Source organism: Rhizobium jaguaris, from assembly GCF_003627755.1.
In the GTDB taxonomy this organism is placed as follows: domain Bacteria; phylum Pseudomonadota; class Alphaproteobacteria; order Rhizobiales; family Rhizobiaceae; genus Rhizobium; species Rhizobium jaguaris.
On sequence record NZ_CP032694.1, the window covers coordinates 1886586 to 1902421 of the forward strand.

Annotated in this window: 10 protein-coding genes; 8 read left to right on the forward strand and 2 right to left on the reverse strand. The window is 59.7% G+C overall.

Features of this window, described 5'->3' with window-relative positions; translation table 11 throughout:
* Positions 1 to 35: 35 nt before the first annotated feature.
* The 3 genes from CCGE525_RS09285 (at position 36) to exoR (ending at position 6053) form a co-directional block, all read left to right on the forward strand.
* The gene (locus tag CCGE525_RS09285; RefSeq protein WP_120704006.1) at positions 36 to 2879 is read left to right on the forward strand and encodes a valine--tRNA ligase; all 2844 of its coding nucleotides are present in this window, start codon (positions 36 to 38) and stop codon (positions 2877 to 2879) included.
* 407 nt (positions 2880 to 3286) lie between these two features.
* Positions 3287 to 4540: an OmpP1/FadL family transporter gene (locus tag CCGE525_RS09290; RefSeq protein ID WP_120704007.1), complete on the forward strand. Its 1254-nt coding sequence runs from the start codon at positions 3287 to 3289 to the stop codon at positions 4538 to 4540.
* A gap of 709 nt (positions 4541 to 5249) precedes the next feature.
* Positions 5250 to 6053, forward strand: coding sequence for an exopolysaccharide production regulator ExoR (exoR, locus tag CCGE525_RS09295; protein WP_120704008.1), 804 nt, complete (start codon positions 5250 to 5252; stop codon positions 6051 to 6053).
* 86 nt (positions 6054 to 6139) lie between these two features.
* On the opposite strand, the gene xth is transcribed toward exoR, so the two are convergent.
* Both xth and erpA read right to left on the reverse strand, forming a co-directional pair.
* Positions 6140 to 6931: an exodeoxyribonuclease III gene (gene xth / locus CCGE525_RS09300; protein WP_120704009.1), complete on the reverse strand. Its 792-nt coding sequence runs from the start codon at positions 6929 to 6931 to the stop codon at positions 6140 to 6142.
* A 129-nt stretch (positions 6932 to 7060) separates the two neighbouring features.
* On the reverse strand, positions 7061 to 7393 hold the full coding sequence (erpA, locus tag CCGE525_RS09305; RefSeq protein ID WP_120704010.1) for an iron-sulfur cluster insertion protein ErpA: 333 nt from the start codon (positions 7391 to 7393) through the stop codon (positions 7061 to 7063).
* A gap of 313 nt (positions 7394 to 7706) precedes the next feature.
* Here erpA and CCGE525_RS09310 point away from each other — a divergent pair, with 313 nt between their 5' ends.
* The 5 genes from CCGE525_RS09310 to CCGE525_RS09330 all read left to right on the forward strand — a co-directional run bounded on the left by CCGE525_RS09310 (position 7707) and on the right by CCGE525_RS09330 (position 15828).
* Positions 7707 to 8924, forward strand: a complete 1218-nt coding sequence (locus CCGE525_RS09310; RefSeq protein ID WP_120704011.1) for a deoxyguanosinetriphosphate triphosphohydrolase — start codon at positions 7707 to 7709, stop codon at positions 8922 to 8924.
* Positions 8925 to 8978: 54 nt separating this feature from the next.
* Positions 8979 to 10739 carry an arginine--tRNA ligase gene (gene argS / locus CCGE525_RS09315; protein WP_120704012.1) on the forward strand — a complete coding sequence of 587 codons (1761 nt, stop codon included), beginning with the start codon at positions 8979 to 8981 and terminating at the stop codon, positions 10737 to 10739.
* Positions 10740 to 10801: 62 nt separating this feature from the next.
* A complete protein-coding gene (locus CCGE525_RS09320) occupies positions 10802 to 13732 on the forward strand; it encodes an SPOR domain-containing protein (RefSeq protein WP_120704013.1) in 2931 nt (976 codons plus the stop codon).
* 113 nt (positions 13733 to 13845) lie between these two features.
* Complete coding sequence (gene nagZ / locus CCGE525_RS09325; protein WP_120704014.1) at positions 13846 to 14859, forward strand: beta-N-acetylhexosaminidase; 1014 nt, start codon at positions 13846 to 13848, stop codon at positions 14857 to 14859.
* 129 nt (positions 14860 to 14988) lie between these two features.
* Complete coding sequence (locus tag CCGE525_RS09330) at positions 14989 to 15828, forward strand: segregation and condensation protein A (protein ID WP_120704015.1); 840 nt, start codon at positions 14989 to 14991, stop codon at positions 15826 to 15828.
* Positions 15829 to 15836: the final 8 nt, after the last annotated feature.

The window sequence follows — 15836 nt, forward strand, 5'->3', positions numbered from 1 at the left end:
CCCGCATCACCGAACCCTCCAGATCCGGTCCCCAAATGCTCGACAAAACTTATGATTCTGCCGCCGTCGAACCGAAGATCGCCCAAAAATGGGATGAGGCCGACGCCTTTCGCGCCGGTGCGAACGCGAAGCCAGGCGCTGAGACTTTCGCGATCGTCATCCCGCCGCCGAATGTTACCGGTTCGCTGCATATGGGCCATGCGCTGAACAACACGCTGCAGGACATTATGGTGCGGTTCGAGCGCATGCGCGGCAAGGATGTGCTCTGGCAGCCGGGCATGGATCATGCCGGCATCGCCACGCAGATGGTGGTCGAACGCCAGCTTATGGAGAGGCAGCAGCCCGGCCGCCGCGACATGGGCCGCGAAGCGTTCATCGAAAAGGTCTGGGAATGGAAGGCGGAATCGGGCGGCTTGATCTTCAACCAGTTGAAGCGCCTCGGTGCTTCCTGCGATTGGTCGCGTGAGCGCTTCACCATGGACGAAGGCCTGTCGAAGGCCGTTCTCGAAGTCTTCGTCACGCTTTACAAGGAAGGCCTGATCTATCGCGACAAGCGGCTGGTCAACTGGGATCCGAAAATGCTGACGGCGATTTCGGATATTGAGGTCGAACAGCATGAGGTCAACGGCCATCTCTGGCATCTGCGCTATCCGCTCGAAGAAGGCGTCACCTATCAGCACCCGGTCGCTTTTAATGAAGAAGGCAAGCCGAGGGAATGGGAAACGCGCGACTATCTCGTCGTCGCCACCACCCGCCCGGAGACCATGCTCGGCGACACCGGTATAGCCGTTCATCCGAGCGACGAACGCTACAAGGCAATTATCGGCAAGCATGTCATCCTGCCGATTGTCGGCCGGCGCATCCCGATCGTTGCCGACGAATATCCTGACCCGACTGAAGGTACCGGCGCCGTCAAGATGACGCCGGCGCATGATTTCAACGACTTCGATGTCGGCAAGCGCCGTGGCTTGCGCGTCGTCAACGTCCTGACGCCCGATGCCCGTATCACCATAAAAGACAATGAGGATTTCCTCGAAGGCCTCGACCACCCGGCGGCGCTGCACGGCGCCTGGGATGAGCTGGAGGGAAAGGATCGTTTCGAAGCCCGCAAGATCATCGTCCGCATTTTCGAGGAGGGTGGCCTGCTCGATAAGGTCGAACCGCACAAGCATACGGTACCACATGGCGACCGTGGCGGCGTTCCGATCGAACCGCGCTTGACCGAACAATGGTATGTCGATGCCAAGACGCTCGCCGAACCGGCGATCGCCTCCGTTCGCGAAGGCCGCACCAAGCTCGTTCCGAAGAGCTGGGACAAGACCTATTACGATTGGATGGAAAATATCCAGCCCTGGTGTATTTCCCGCCAGCTCTGGTGGGGCCACCAGATTCCGGCCTGGTATGGCCCGGACGGTCAGGTCTTTGTCGAAAAGAGCGAGGAAGAAGCGCTGCAGGCCGCTATCCAGCACTATCTTTCCCATGAGGGGCCGATGAAGGCCTATGTCGAGGACTTGCTGGAAAACTTCAAGCCGGGCGAAATCCTGACGCGCGATGAAGACGTGCTCGATACCTGGTTCTCGTCGGCGCTCTGGCCGTTCTCGACGCTCGGCTGGCCGGATCAGACGCCGGAACTGGCGCGTTACTATCCGACTAACGTACTCGTCACCGGCTTCGACATCATATTCTTCTGGGTCGCCCGCATGATGATGATGGGTCTGCATTTCATGCAGGACGAAAACGGCGATCCCGTCGAGCCCTTCCACACGGTCTATGTTCACGCCCTGGTGCGCGACAAGAACGGGCAGAAGATGTCGAAGTCCAAGGGCAACGTCATTGATCCGCTCGAACTGATCGACCAGTATGGCGCCGATTCCCTGCGATTTACGCTGGCGATCATGGCGGCGCAGGGCCGCGACGTGAAGCTCGATCCGGCCCGCATCGCCGGCTATCGCAATTTCGGCACCAAGCTTTGGAACGCTACGCGCTTCGCCGAGATGAACGGCGCAACCAGCGATCCGCATTTTGTGCCGGAAGCAGCCGAACTGACCATCAATCGCTGGATCCTGACGGAACTGGCACGCACGGAGCGGGACGTCACCGAAGCGCTGGAAGCCTACCGCTTCAACGATGCTGCCGGATCGCTCTATCGCTTCATCTGGAACCAGTTCTGTGACTGGTATCTCGAACTGCTGAAACCCGTATTCAACGGTGAAGACGAGAACGCCAAAGCGGAGGCACAGTCCTGCGCTGCATACGTCCTCGAAGAGACCTACAAGCTGCTGCATCCCTTCATGCCCTTCATGACGGAAGAGCTGTGGGCGCATACGGCAGGCGAGGGCAGGGAACGCGACGGTCTGATCTGCCACGCCGATTGGCCGGCACCCTCCTATGCGGACGATGTCGCAGCCGATGAGATTAATTGGCTGATCGATCTCGTATCGGGTCTGCGCTCCGTCCGTTCGGAAATGAACGTGCCGCCCGCCGCTACCGCGCCACTCGTGCTCGTTGGTGCCAATAGCCTGACGCGCGAACGCCTGTTTCGTCATGACGCGGCCATCAAGCGGCTGGCGCGTGTCGAGGAGATTTCACTCGCCGACGCTGCGCCGAAGGGCGCAGCACAGATCATCGTCGGCGAAGCGACCGCCTGCCTGCCACTCGGCAACCTTATCGACCTTGCTGCCGAAAAGGCACGTCTTGAAAAGGGGATCGCCAAGAACGAGCAGGAGATGGCCCGCATTGTCGGCAAGCTTTCGAATGAGAAGTTCGTCGCCAATGCCAATCCGGACGTCGTGGCCGCCGAACGCGAGCGCTTGAGCGAACTCGAAGGTCAGCTCATCAGCCTCAAGGTGGCGCTTGACAGGGTGAGCGAAGCCGGCTGACACGGCAGACAGTATGAGTTTAAAGGGCACGCGACGAAGGTCGCGTGCCCTTTTTATTGTACGCCGCTGATTCGATGGCGAGCGGCAAAATACACGCTGGATTTTCGGCGCTCGCCAGCTTCGCGCAGGCAAGAGGTGTTACCCCTAAATTGGTAGTATTTGTTGAAAAACGGGACTGTTGTCAGATTGTAACAGAATTGTTGCTATGTGGAATGAAAATCTACTCGGGGCCACTGATGAACATTAGCGAAGAAAAAAATGCCTAAACCTGGCTGTGATTTGCCCTGCAGATCATTTTCTTACGTAAGTCAGTCGATATGCCGCAGCGTTGTGGATCGCCGGCGTCGCATTGCCAATTCGGGTGATCGTCGCAACAATTGGATCAATAAATACCCAGGGGGGACACAATGGCATTCCGTATTGCGCTGAGGGGCGCATTTTCATTCATTATAAGCGCATCGTTCGCCAGCGCCGCTTTTGCGGGCGGGCTTGATCGCGCCGGTTACGATATCGATTTGCTTTTCGACAAGGGGCGCTACGTTTTCGAATCCGGCGTGACCTATGTGATGCCCGATCGCAAGCTGAAGAATGCCAAGGATATCAATCCGACCGACGGCAATCTCAATGGCCGCCCGCACTCGGCCGATGCTACCGAAAATTATGCCGTACCCTATATCGGCTTCAAGATAGGCATCACCGATGACATCGACTGCATGGCCGATTACTCCGAGCCGTTCGGCGGTCACACCAATCCGGGTCTGAACTGGGCCGGCGCCAATAGCGAAGTCGAGACCAAGGTCCGCACGCATAACTATGCGGCGACCTGCTCTTATAAATTCGATGCCGGTCCGGGTCAGTTGCGCCTGATCGGCGGTGGTTTCTATCAAGAGGTCAGCGGCTTCAAGTCCCGTCTGGTCTCCGTTGTTCCCCCTCCGTTTTCGGCTGTCTATGACGGCGTCGGCTCGCTGGACGTCGATGGTCATGGCTGGGGCTGGCGCGCCGGTCTCGCTTATGAAATACCCGAATACGCCTTGCGCACCAGTCTCGTTTATAACAGCCGGGTCAAATACGATAATCTCAAGGGCACCGTCGATCTGACGGAACTGCCGCCGGTCCGCGCGTTCTTCGGCAGTGCCACCTCCGTCTTCGGTTCGGCCGATGCACCGGACTCGGTGGAATGGAAGGTGCAGACCGGCATCGCGCCGGACTGGCTGGCCTTCGGTTCGGTCAAATGGACCAACTGGAGTGTTCTGCAGAGCATCGCGCTTTGCCCGACCTCCACGCGTGGCATATCCTGCCACACGGGCGGCGCGACCGAGCTTACCTCACTCGATCTTCTCTATCAGGACGGCTGGACGATCACCGGCGGCGTCGGTCACAAGTTCAGTGACAAATGGAGCGGCGCGCTCAGCTTGACCTGGGATCGCGGCACCAGCCAAGGTTATGGTTTGAGCACGGATACCTGGACGCTCGGCGCTGGCCTTTCCTACAAGGCGACCGAACATCTGGAGTTCACCTTCGCCGGCGCGCTGGGTCTGCTGACCAGCGGCAAATCCGGCGAGATCACCTCCAACGGCATCACCTACGGCAATGACGCCACCTATAGCTTCGGCAATGATCTGGTCGCTGCATTGTCTACGTCGATGAAGGTCCGGTTCTGAGGGTAAACCGTTGAACTGAAGTAGGTTCTGCGGTCTCATCCCTATCGCTTCAGGCGATTCCCGCGCGCCGCGAGCCCTTTTTCGGTCTCGCGGCGCTTTAATGCCAAATTGGCGCCAGGCCATTTCTCGATACCACCCGCAAAATGATCTCGCATAGCGGCTTCGTGGTTAACGAAACCTCAAGATCGGCAATCTCTTTGTGACGAATCAGCAACACTTTATTTCAACAGATTACAGGCGCGTGTTAGGCGCCCAAATTGTCCATTTCCCGCCACAAATGGGGAGCAGCGATTATACGGGCAACGGGGTAGGCCTTGGTAGAAAGTGCGTAAGCGGTTGATGGGTCAGTTTCCACTTCGGCAGAAAAAGCAATCCGGGATCGGAGCGGCGACGTTCTTGATGCAGCCGGAAAGGCATTATTTCCCGTGGGAATCCGAAAACCGTTCTATCTCGAATCTCTCTCTTTGGGCAGCGAAGCGGCGGGCTGTTTCGAGAGTGACATGCGATCGCGCCAGTGCGGATGCTGGTTTGGACATAATTTCAGACTATGGTCTGAAATGTGGCGAACGGCATTGTGCTGGTGCCCTGCGGACATCCCTAGGAGGAGATCTCGCGGGTTTGCGCGCCGGTAGAGAATACATTCGCAGGCCTTACGGTGACGATGGGATCACCGTGGTGAATGCGGATGGAGCGAGAGAAATCGACTGTTATGTTTAAGTCCGAGTTCATATCAGCGAGAGTCATGATGCTCAGCCTGTCGCTTGCCACGTCGGTAGCGCTCGCAGGCCACGCCCTGGCATTCGACATCAATGCGGGTGTCACCAAGGAGTCCGGGCCTTTCGATCTCTTCAAATTCGGCTTCCGGGCCTACAAGAACGGCCAGAAGGAAGAGGCGGTCGAAGCTTATCGTTACGCAGCCGAGAAAGGGCATACAGGCTCGCGTTGGGCGCTCGCCAATATGTATGCTGACGGCGATGGCGTAACGCAGGACGATTTCGAGGCCTTCAAGATCTATAGTGAGATCGCCCAGCAGGGTGTGGAACCCGGTTCCGAGGATACCGGCTTCTTTATCAACGCGCTGCTCGCGCTCGCCAACTATTACAAGACCGGTATTGCAAATAGCCCGGTCAAGATCGATCTCAATCAGGCACGGCAGCTCTACTTCCAGGTCGCATCGACGTTCGGCGTTCCCGAGGCTCAGTTTCAGCTCGCGCAGATGATGCTGGCGGGTGAGGGCGGCGCGGCCAATGTGCAGCAGGCCAAGAAGTGGCTGAACCAGGCCCGCAAGAGCGGCCATCCCGGCGCCATGGCCGTCTTCGGCAATATTCTCTTTCAGGAGGGCCAGTCCGTGCGCGGCCTCGCCTTCATGACGGCAGCGCTCGACAAGTGCAAGCCGAAGGACTGTTCGTGGATGGAAGACCTTCAGGAACAGGCTTTCTCAATCGCCAGCGAAGACGATCGTCGCGTTGCCGTCTCCATGTCGCACCAGTTGGATGTCGCCGGCGCCGAATAGAGCAATTTCAGGAAAAGTGCGCAGCGGTTTTCCGTCCGAAAATTGCGAAAAAAAAAAAGATAGAGTGGCTCGCTGTAGCCCCGATCTCAGGCCTGAAAATCGAAGTGCGCGATCACGGGAACGTGGTCGGATGGTTTTTCCCAGGCGCGCACGTGTTTTTCGATCGCCGCCGAGGTCAGGCGATCGGCCGCTTCCGGCGATAGCATCAGATGATCGATGCGGATGCCGTTGTTTTTTTGCCAGGCACCGGCCTGGTAATCCCAGAAGGAATAGAGCTTGGTCGTGTCCGTCGTGGCGCGCACGGCATCGGTGAAGCCGAGATGCTCGAGCGCGCGAAAAGCCCGGCGGGTTTGCGGCAGGAACAGCGCATCATTCTCCCAGACCTTCGGATCGAAGCAATCATGCGGCTCCGGGATGACATTGTAGTCGCCGGCGAGGATGGTGGGCTCTTCCAGAGCTAGCCGGCCGGCCGCGAATTTCCTCAGGCGTTCCATCCAAGCGAGTTTGTAGGGATATTTTTCCGTATCGATGGGATTGCCGTTCGGCAGGTAAAGGCAGCAAACGCGGAGCGCGCCTTGTCCCGGTACGGAAAAGACCGCTTCGATAAAGCGGGACTGCTCATCGGAATCATCACCCGGCAGACCACGCGTCACTTCGTCGGGCTTCATCTTGGACAGGATCGCCACGCCGTTGAAACCTTTCTGCCCATGCGTTTCAACGTGATAGCCGAGCGCCTCGACCTCGAAGCGCGGAAAACCCTCATCGACCGTTTTGATCTCCTGCAGGCAAACGATGTCGGGATCGGAGTCCTTCAGCCACTGGCACAGGTTCTCGATACGCGCTTTGACGCCGTTGATGTTCCAGGTGGCGATTTTCATGAAAGGGCGGCTCCTCTGCTTTCGCTTTCTTTCTATCCGCAGCAAACGGCCTTGGCCACCCGTCAAAATGCAAACCGGCCGTAAGCAACAGCTTCCGGCCGGTGATCGATCTGTGGAAAAGCAGGAGCGTTAGATCGAAAAACTCGTGCCGCAGCCGCAGCTTGCGACCGCATTCGGATTCTTGATCTGAAAGGACTGGCCGAGCAGATTGTCGACGAAATCGATCTCAGAGCCGGCCATATAGACCAGCGACAATTGATCGATCAATACGGTTGCATTGCCCTTTTCGACAACGATATCATCGTCTTGTGGGCCGTCGGCGAGATCGAATTTGTAGGAGAAGCCGGAACAGCCGCCGCCTTCGACGGCGACGCGAAGCGCTCGCTTGCCGGTCTCGGCGCTGACGATCGCGGCGATTCGCTTTGCCGCCGCGTCTGATAGGGTTACACTTGCTTCAGTCATGCCTTCCTCCTGCCGGGGTCAAGATCCGGAGAGAACCAATGGGCCGTCCGACTTTCAAACGGCTGATATCCATAGCCTTTATCATGAAAGTGCGTCCGATGACAGCTATGGTTATATGGCTGAGCCACGCGCCATTTTGCTGTTTTTCTCCAGTATAGGTATGAAGGCCGTGAAGCGGCGTCAATGGGGCAGAGTATTCCGCGTTTGAATGGCATCATCAAAATGCGGAGAAGATGCTCTGGATTGGAAGAAATAGAGCGACCTTGAGCGTTCAATCGAACGCGTAGCGCTCTAACGCCGGAATGGATGAAGAATGACGATCGACAGGCATGCATTGGGTTTCGGTTATGGTGAGCGGGCTGTTTATGCGACCGATCCCTGGGAATCGCGCGGGCGGCTTTACGAGGAGGGATCGAGCCCGACGCGCTCGGATTTCCAGCGCGACCGCGACCGCATCGTACATACGACTGCTTTCCGGCGCCTGAAGCACAAGACGCAAGTCTTCATCGCGCAGGATGGCGATCATTACCGTACACGTCTGACGCATACGATCGAGGTAGCACAGATCGCCCGTGCTTTGGCGCGGGCGCTGAAGCTCGACGAGGATCTCGCCGAAGGCGTGGCGCTCGTCCACGATTTCGGCCACACCCCCTTTGGCCACACCGGTGAAGATGCGCTGCACGAGATGCTGCTGCCCTATGGCGGCTTCGACCACAACGCCCAATCGCTGCGCATCGTGACGAAGCTCGAGCGGCGTTATGCCGAATTCGATGGCTTGAATCTCACCTGGGAGACGTTGGAAGGGCTGGTCAAGCACAACGGTCCGCTTCTGACGCCCGATGGTAAGGGCACGCGCGGCCCGGTGCCGCAGCCGATTCTCGACTATTGCGAAATCCACGATCTGGAAATCGCGACCTACGCCAGCCTGGAGGCACAGGTGGCCGCGATCGCCGACGATATCGCCTACAACACCCATGACATCGATGACGGCCTGCGCTCTGGCTATTTGAATTTCGACATGCTGGAAGAGATTCCATTTCTATCGGGGCTGATGGCCGAGGTGAGGGCGCGCTATCCTCATCTTGAGCCGAGCCGCTTCACGCATGAGATCATGCGCCGACAGATCACCCGTATGGTGGAGGACGTGATCTCCGTTGCGCAGCAGGCGCTCAGCGAGGTCAGGCCCGGCAGTGTTGCCGATATTCGTGCCGCCGGCCGTATCATGGCCACCTTCTCGCCTGAGATGGCCGAGACGGACAAACAGATCAAGCAGATGCTCTTCAAGCGAATCTATCGCCATCCCGATATCATGCGCATCCGTGCCGGTGCCGCACAGATCGTCACCGACCTGTTCCACGCCTACATGGACAATCCCAAGGAGATGCAGAGCCATTATTGGGTCGATCATATCGCCGGCCTCGCCGTAGCCGCCAAGGCGCGCCATGTCGGCGACTATCTGGCAGGTATGACCGACACCTATGCCATCAGCGCCCACAGGCGTTTGTTTGACCAGACTCCCGATTTGCGGTAGGCAGCGGCGGCGTCGGGCCGACAGGGTCCGCCCAAGCTATGCGTGGACAATATGATGAACCTTTTCACCGATTTCGAAGTCAGAATTAAGAACGCTCTTGAACAAATTGATATTGTGAAGGAAAAGCGATCCGAACTCGACTTCGGCCGTGTCGGCGTGGAGCCGCCGAGAGACGCCAGTCACGGCGATGTTGCCACCAATGCGGCCATGGTGTTGTCGAAGCCGCTCGGCACGAACCCGCGCGCGCTCGCTGAAATCATCATCGCCAAATTGCGGGAAGATGCCGATGTTGCCGAGGTTTCGGTCGCAGGCCCCGGGTTCATCAATATTCGCCTTTCGGTCGGCTATTGGCAGCGCCTGCTGGCGACGATGATCTCCGAAGGGGAAAAATTCGGCCGCTCGACGCTCGGCGCAGGCCAGAAAGTCAATGTGGAATATGTTTCCGCCAATCCGACGGGGCCGATGCATGTCGGCCATTGCCGAGGCGCCGTCGTCGGCGATGCGCTGGCGAATCTGCTCGGCTTTGCCGGCTATGACGTCACCAAGGAATATTACATCAACGACGCCGGTTCGCAGATCGACGTGCTGGCGCGCTCTGTCTTCCTCCGTTACCGGGAGGCTCTAGGCGAGCAGGTCGGCGACATCCCGGCGGGTCTCTATCCCGGCGATTATCTCGTTCCGGTCGGCGAAGCGCTGGCGAAGGAGTTCGGCACCAAGCTGCGCGGCATGCCGGAAGACCAATGGCTGCCGATCATCAAGGAACGCGCCATCGAAGCGATGATGGCAATGATCCGTTCGGACCTGGATGCGTTGAACGTTCATCACGACGTCTTCTTCTCGGAGCGGACGCTGCATGCCAACGGCGCCGCCCTGATCCGCACCGCGATCAACGACCTGACCTTCAAAGGATATGTCTACAAGGGCGCTCTGCCGCCGCCGAAGGGACAGTTGCCGGAAGATTGGGAAGATCGCGAGCAGACCTTGTTCCGTTCGACGGAAGTGGGTGACGATATCGATCGGCCGCTGATCAAGTCGGACGGTTCCTATACCTATTTCGCCGCCGACGTCGCTTATTTCAAGAATAAGTTCGATCGCGGCTTCAATGAGATGATCTATATTCTCGGCGCCGACCACGGTGGCTACGTCAAGCGGCTGGAAGCCGTGGCACGCGGCGTCTCGGATGGTCAGGCGAAACTAACGGTGCTGCTCTGCCAGCTCGTCAAGCTTTTCCGCAACGGCGAGCCGGTGAAGATGTCGAAGCGCTCCGGCGATTTCGTCACGCTGCGTGATGTCGTCGAAGAGGTTGGCCGCGATTCCGTACGGTTCATGATGCTGTACCGGAAAAATTCCGAACCTCTGGACTTCGACTTCGCCAAGGTGACCGAACAGTCCAAGGACAATCCGGTCTTCTACGTGCAATATGCCCATGCGCGCTGCATGTCGGTCTTCCGCCAGGCCAAGGAGGCCTTCCCGGATCTCGATATTGCCTCGCTGGATCTGGCGAAAGCGGTCAGCGGCGCGGTCTCCGATCCGGCCGAATTACAGCTCATCGCAAAGATTGCAGAATTCCCGCGAATCGTCGAGGCTGCAGCTCAGTCACAGGAGCCTCACCGCATCGCTTTCTATCTTTACGATTTGGCTAGTTCCTTCCATGGACATTGGAATAAAGGTAAAGATTTACCTGAATTACGATTTGTTAACGATAAGAACCGAGAATTAAGCATTGCCAGACTTGGGCTGGTGTACGCTGTCGCGTCGGTTTTGAAGTCGGGCCTTGGTATAACCGGGACCGCTGCACCGGACGAAATGCGATAAACGTCACCATTTGCCCACAATGCACTGGCATTTAACTGTATCGTTTGCGAGTGGATTGGGTGATGGCAGAAAAACAGTTGGCGTATCGCGCAAGCGGAAACGACGAGTTCTTTGCGGATGATGATCCGCTTGCCGAACTCGCCCGCATCGTCGGTTTCGAGCCGCGGCCCGCCGCCCAGGCGGCGCCTGCAACTCAGCGACAAGAGCCGGCCTTCGATCTCGAAGATGAGCTCTTGCGGGAATTCGAACGTTATGATGCGCCTCGTTTGAGTCCTGCTGATGACATTCCGGTCTCGCCGGAAGATCAGCCTTTTGCCGGCGAAGCCCAGCTTTCGCATCCGGGAGAACCGACGCGCACCGAACCCGAGTTTGTCGAATTGCCGCAGCAACCCACGGCTCCGGTCAGGCAGGCTGCCAGCGCGCGCGATCTCATTGACGAACTCGAAATGTCGATCGCGCCGACCTTGCAGCCCGTGCGGGCTCCGCAGCCTGTCCCGGCGCCGCAGGCAGCGGCCTCAGCTCCGAAGCCCGTCGTTACGCCGACGCCGCAGTCCGCTGCCGCCACTGTGCGGTTGCCGCTTGCCAATTTCACTGTGAATACTCCGCCGCAAGTACGCGAACTGGCAAAGCCAGCGGCTCAGGCTCCGGTCGCACCACCCGTTGTTCAGGCGCAGCCGCCCATCGAAACGGCGCTCGATTTCGATCTGCCGATGATGCAGGACGCGCCTCAACCTCAACCCCCTCAGCCCCAGCCTGTTGTTGCTCAGCCGGCAGCGCCGGTGGCCAGGGCACCGGAGCCGGTCAAGCCGGCCCTGATGGATGCTGCGGCCCTTTCTGCCGAGATCGATGATCTGCTGGCCGATGTCGACCGTTATCCTGTTCCCGCCAGGGGCGTCGCACCGGAGGCCAAGGCCGAGCCGGACTTCGATATTTTCGGGTCGCAGGCGATGGCGTCGCCACCGCCTGCTCCGGATGTTGGCACTGCGGCCGCTGTTGCGGCTACTCCTGCCGCCGCGAAGACCCCGCAACGAGAGGAGCCGAAGCCGATCGTTCTGGAAGCCGACGATCCCTTCGCCGGTCAAGACTTCGAATTCGACCTTGCCGATATCGAAATGGAGCTTGCCGAGCTCGATTTCGCCGAAACGAACAAGCCTGCTCCGATCACGCGGCCAACGCCCGCTCCGATCGCCGCACAGCAGCCTTCCCCGGTTATTTCTCGGGCGACGCCGCTAGCGCAGCCTCCAGCTGCTCCGCCCGTTACGGCGGCCCCGGTGGCTGCCGCGCCCCATATTGTGCAGACTCCGCGTCCGGAGCCGGCTCTTCAGCGTTCGGTCCAGCCGCCCGTCGTTGCCGCAGCACCGGCGGCGCGCAAGGCTGCGCCGGTTTTCGATGCCGACCAGGCATTGCCTTTCGATCCTGCCGAAATCTCCGATACGGAAGATCGCGTCGAGAGTTTCGAAGGCTCTCATGTGCCGAACCTGCCGCCCGTCGAGCCGGAACAGCCGATCGTGGTTCCGCCGGAATATGATTTCGACATCGACTCGGAAATGGCAAGCCTGTTCAGCACGCCTGCTAAGGAAACGGCTCCCGAGCCGATCAAGCCGGCGGCCGCGGCCGCCCTCGGCGGCGCTGCGATGGCTGCTTCCTGGTCCAAGAATGCTGTAGCAAAGCCCGCTGCGGTGGTGGCCAAACAGCCCGCCGACGAGTTCGACGAGTTCGAGCGGGCTTTGGAAGAGGACTTCCGCCGCAGCTACCGTGAAGCGTCCAATCCGGTCGAGAATGTCGCCCGGATGACGCTGAACCCGGCAGCTGTAGCCGGTCGCCGGCCGGCACGCTCGTTCCGCGGCATGGCGACGGCCGCTGCCGTCATCGCGGTTCTGGGTCTCGGCGCCTATGGCGTCTACGGCTGGGTTCGTCACGGTTCGCCGATTTCGAGCTTCTCCGGCGAGCCGCGCGTCATCGCAGCCGATGCTGGTCCGGTCAAGGTCGCTCCGGAAAACCCGGGTGGTACAGTTGTTCCCAATCAGGACAAGGCTGTCTACGACCGGGTAGCTGGGGACAGCACCGCAGCACCGAAGCAGAAGCAACTGGTTTCCTCCAACGAGCAGCCGGTGGATGTCGTTCAGAAAACCTTGATCCCCGAAGCCGTGTCGCCCGACGACGGCAGCGACGATCAGGTAACGCCGACTCCAGTCGGTGAAACCGAGGATCCGCGGCTGCTGCCGAATCAGAACGGCAACAACGCCGATACGGCTGCCAACAACGATGCTCAGGTCCCCTCCGTGTCGCCGCGCAAGGTGCGCACGATGATCGTCAAGCCGGACGGCTCGCTGGTCGCTCGCGAAGAGCCGGCTGTCGACAAGACCACGACGGCAGCATCCCCGGCATCGACGCCGAAGGCCGTGGCTGCGAAACCGCCGGCTGACAGCCAGGTTGCCTCCGCTGATCTTCGCCCCTCGACGGCGGATGCGCAGGCCTCGCAGCCGGCCGCTGCCCAGCCTGCCGATGGTGATGCTGCCAGTGCCGAAAGCACGCCGATCCGTGTCGTGAAGACAACCCCTGTCCCGACATCGCGGCCGGTGCAGCAGCCGGCGCGTCCTGCTGTCGCCCCTGCCACGAATGCCGCTCCTGCCACGAACAACGTTGCCGCTCGTCCGGTTCCGGCACAGCCGAAGCCACAGCCCCAACAGGTTGCGTCGGCGAGCCCGGCCGCGGCCCAGACGGCTCCGGCCGCATCGGCAAGCGCAGGCGGTGCTTACGGTGTGCAGATCGCTTCGCTGCCTTCCGAGGCCGAGGCGCAGAAATCGCAGGCTAACCTGAAGGCGAAGTTCGCCAGCGTTATCGGCGGTCACCCGCTCGAAATTCGCAAGGCCGACATCGCCGGCAAGGGCACCTACTATCGCGTCCGCGTCGTCGCCGGCTCCAAGGACGAAGCCGCCGCTATCTGCGAGCGTTACCGCGCAGCAGGCGGCACCTGCCTGATCTCGAAGTAAGAGATCAAAGCCCTACGATTGTTGAAAACGGCGGGCTGAGGCTCGCCGTTTTCTTTTGTGTATCTCGGTTTGAGGTTATTCGCATTTCGCGAGGCGGCCTTTATGATTCGAACATGACCGAATCAAAATCCATGATCCTCGGCTGTAGCGGCCATTCCATCACGCCCGAAGAGCGTTCCTTCTATCAGTCGGAACAGCCGTGGGGCTTTATTCTCTTTGGACGCAACATTTCCGAGCCGGCGCAGATTGCCGATCTCGTCGCCTCCCTGCGCGATAGCGTCGGTCGCGATGCGCCCGTATTGATCGACCAGGAAGGGGGCAGGGTGCAACGCATCCGCCCGCCGATCCTGCCGCATTATCCGTCCGGTCAGGCGCTGGGCGACATCTATCGCAAAAACCGCGAACAGGGCCTGCGCGCCGCCTGGCTGATGTCGCGGCTGCATGCTTTCGATCTTCTGAAATTCGGCATCAACGTCGATTGCCTGCCGGTGCTCGACGTGCCGGTCGAAGGTTCAAGCAATGTCATCGGCAACCGCGCCTATGGTGGTGATCCCGTGACGGTGACGGAGATGGGGCGCGCGGCCGCCGAGGGCCTCAAGGCCGGCGGCGTGCTGCCGGTGATGAAGCATATGCCCGGCCATGGCCGCGGCTTTGCCGATTCACATCATGAATTGCCGGTTGTCACTGTTCCGCGCACGGAGCTGGAAGCGCATGACTTTCCGCCCTTCGTGGCGCTCAAGGATGAGCTGATGGCAATGACCTGCCATGTCGTTTTTACCGACATCGACCCCGCCAATCCGGCGACAACGTCGCGCAAGGTCATTGACGAGATCATCCGCGGCCATATTGGCTTCCAGGGTCTGCTGCTCTCGGACGATACCTCGATGAACGCGCTTGCCGGCACGATTGGCGAGCGGGCGGCGAATATTGTTGCGGGCGGCTGCGATATCGTGCTGCATTGCAATGGCGTGATGGATGAGATGCAGCAGGTGGTGCGCAATGTTCCGGTGTTGACCGGTGCCGCGCTGGCGCGCACGAAAGCGGTCGAGGCGGCTTTCGGCAGCAACGACGGTGCCGACGAGGCTTCGATCCGCGCGGAATTCGATGCGATGCTTGCGGTGGCGTAGGATCGAACTCTACAGCGCCGCGCGTCTTTTAAGACACGCTAAGGACGCTGTAGCGCTTTGAAATGCTGCATAATTCCTTAAATCGGCTCCGATTTAAGGAATTATGCAGTAGGGATCTGAGGGGCGAACATGGTGGACGGCACGGAGAAGAATATGCAGGCGCAGACGCCGATGGACAAGCTGTGGCAGGACAATGGCGCCGAGCGCGGCATGCATGAACCGGCACTTGTCGTCGACATTGCCGGCTTCGAAGGCCCGCTCGACCTTCTGCTGCATCTCGCCCGCAACCAGAAGGTCGATTTGTCGCGGATCTCGGTGCTGTCGCTCGCCGAGCAATATCTGCAGTTCATCGAGCGCGCCCGGCGGATCCGCATCGAGCTTGCTGCCGACTATCTCGTTATGGCGGCCTGGCTCGCCTACCTCAAATCGAAACTGCTCATTCCGCAGCAGAGCAAAGAAGACGGCCCGACCGGTGAGGAGATGGCTGCGACGCTCGCCTTCCGCCTGAAACGCCTCGAGGCCATGCGCGATGCAGCGACCGATCTCGTCAACCGCAATCGTCTCGGCCGCGACGTCTTTGCCCGCGGAGCACCGGAACATATTCCCGATCGGCGCCAGTCGGCCTATGACGCCAGCCTCTACGATCTTCTGACCGCCTATGCGAGCTTGCGTCAGCGTCAGGCGATCACGCAGGTGACGATCGAGCGGCGTCGTGTCTGGTCGCTGGTCGATGCGCGTACGATTCTCAGCCGGATGATCGGCGAGATCACCGATTGGACGGCTTTGGAACACTATCTTTTGGACTATATGACCGATGCGAGCGAGCGCATCACTGCCATTGCCAGCGCCTTCGCCGCCTCGTTGGAGCTCGTGCGGGAAGGCAAGCTGGAGATCCGGCAGGAGGGCGCCTTCCAGCCGCTCTATATGCGGCGCGGGCCGAACCATATAGAACTCGAGGCGGCGGAATAGAACAGGAG

Coding starts and splice junctions, on each gene's coding strand:
- CCGE525_RS09290 (WP_120704007.1), top strand. CDS start 3,287: ATGGCATTCCGTATTGCGCTGAGGGGCGCATTTTCATTCATTATAAGC.
- CCGE525_RS09310 (WP_120704011.1), top strand. CDS start 7,707: ATGACGATCGACAGGCATGCATTGGGTTTCGGTTATGGTGAGCGGGCT.
- xth (WP_120704009.1), bottom strand. CDS start 6,931: ATGAAAATCGCCACCTGGAACATCAACGGCGTCAAAGCGCGTATCGAG.
- CCGE525_RS09320 (WP_120704013.1), top strand. CDS start 10,802: ATGGCAGAAAAACAGTTGGCGTATCGCGCAAGCGGAAACGACGAGTTC.
- exoR (WP_120704008.1), top strand. CDS start 5,250: ATGTTTAAGTCCGAGTTCATATCAGCGAGAGTCATGATGCTCAGCCTG.
- CCGE525_RS09330 (WP_120704015.1), top strand. CDS start 14,989: ATGGTGGACGGCACGGAGAAGAATATGCAGGCGCAGACGCCGATGGAC.
- argS (WP_120704012.1), top strand. CDS start 8,979: ATGAACCTTTTCACCGATTTCGAAGTCAGAATTAAGAACGCTCTTGAA.
- nagZ (WP_120704014.1), top strand. CDS start 13,846: ATGACCGAATCAAAATCCATGATCCTCGGCTGTAGCGGCCATTCCATC.
- erpA (WP_120704010.1), bottom strand. CDS start 7,393: ATGACTGAAGCAAGTGTAACCCTATCAGACGCGGCGGCAAAGCGAATC.
- CCGE525_RS09285 (WP_120704006.1), top strand. CDS start 36: ATGCTCGACAAAACTTATGATTCTGCCGCCGTCGAACCGAAGATCGCC.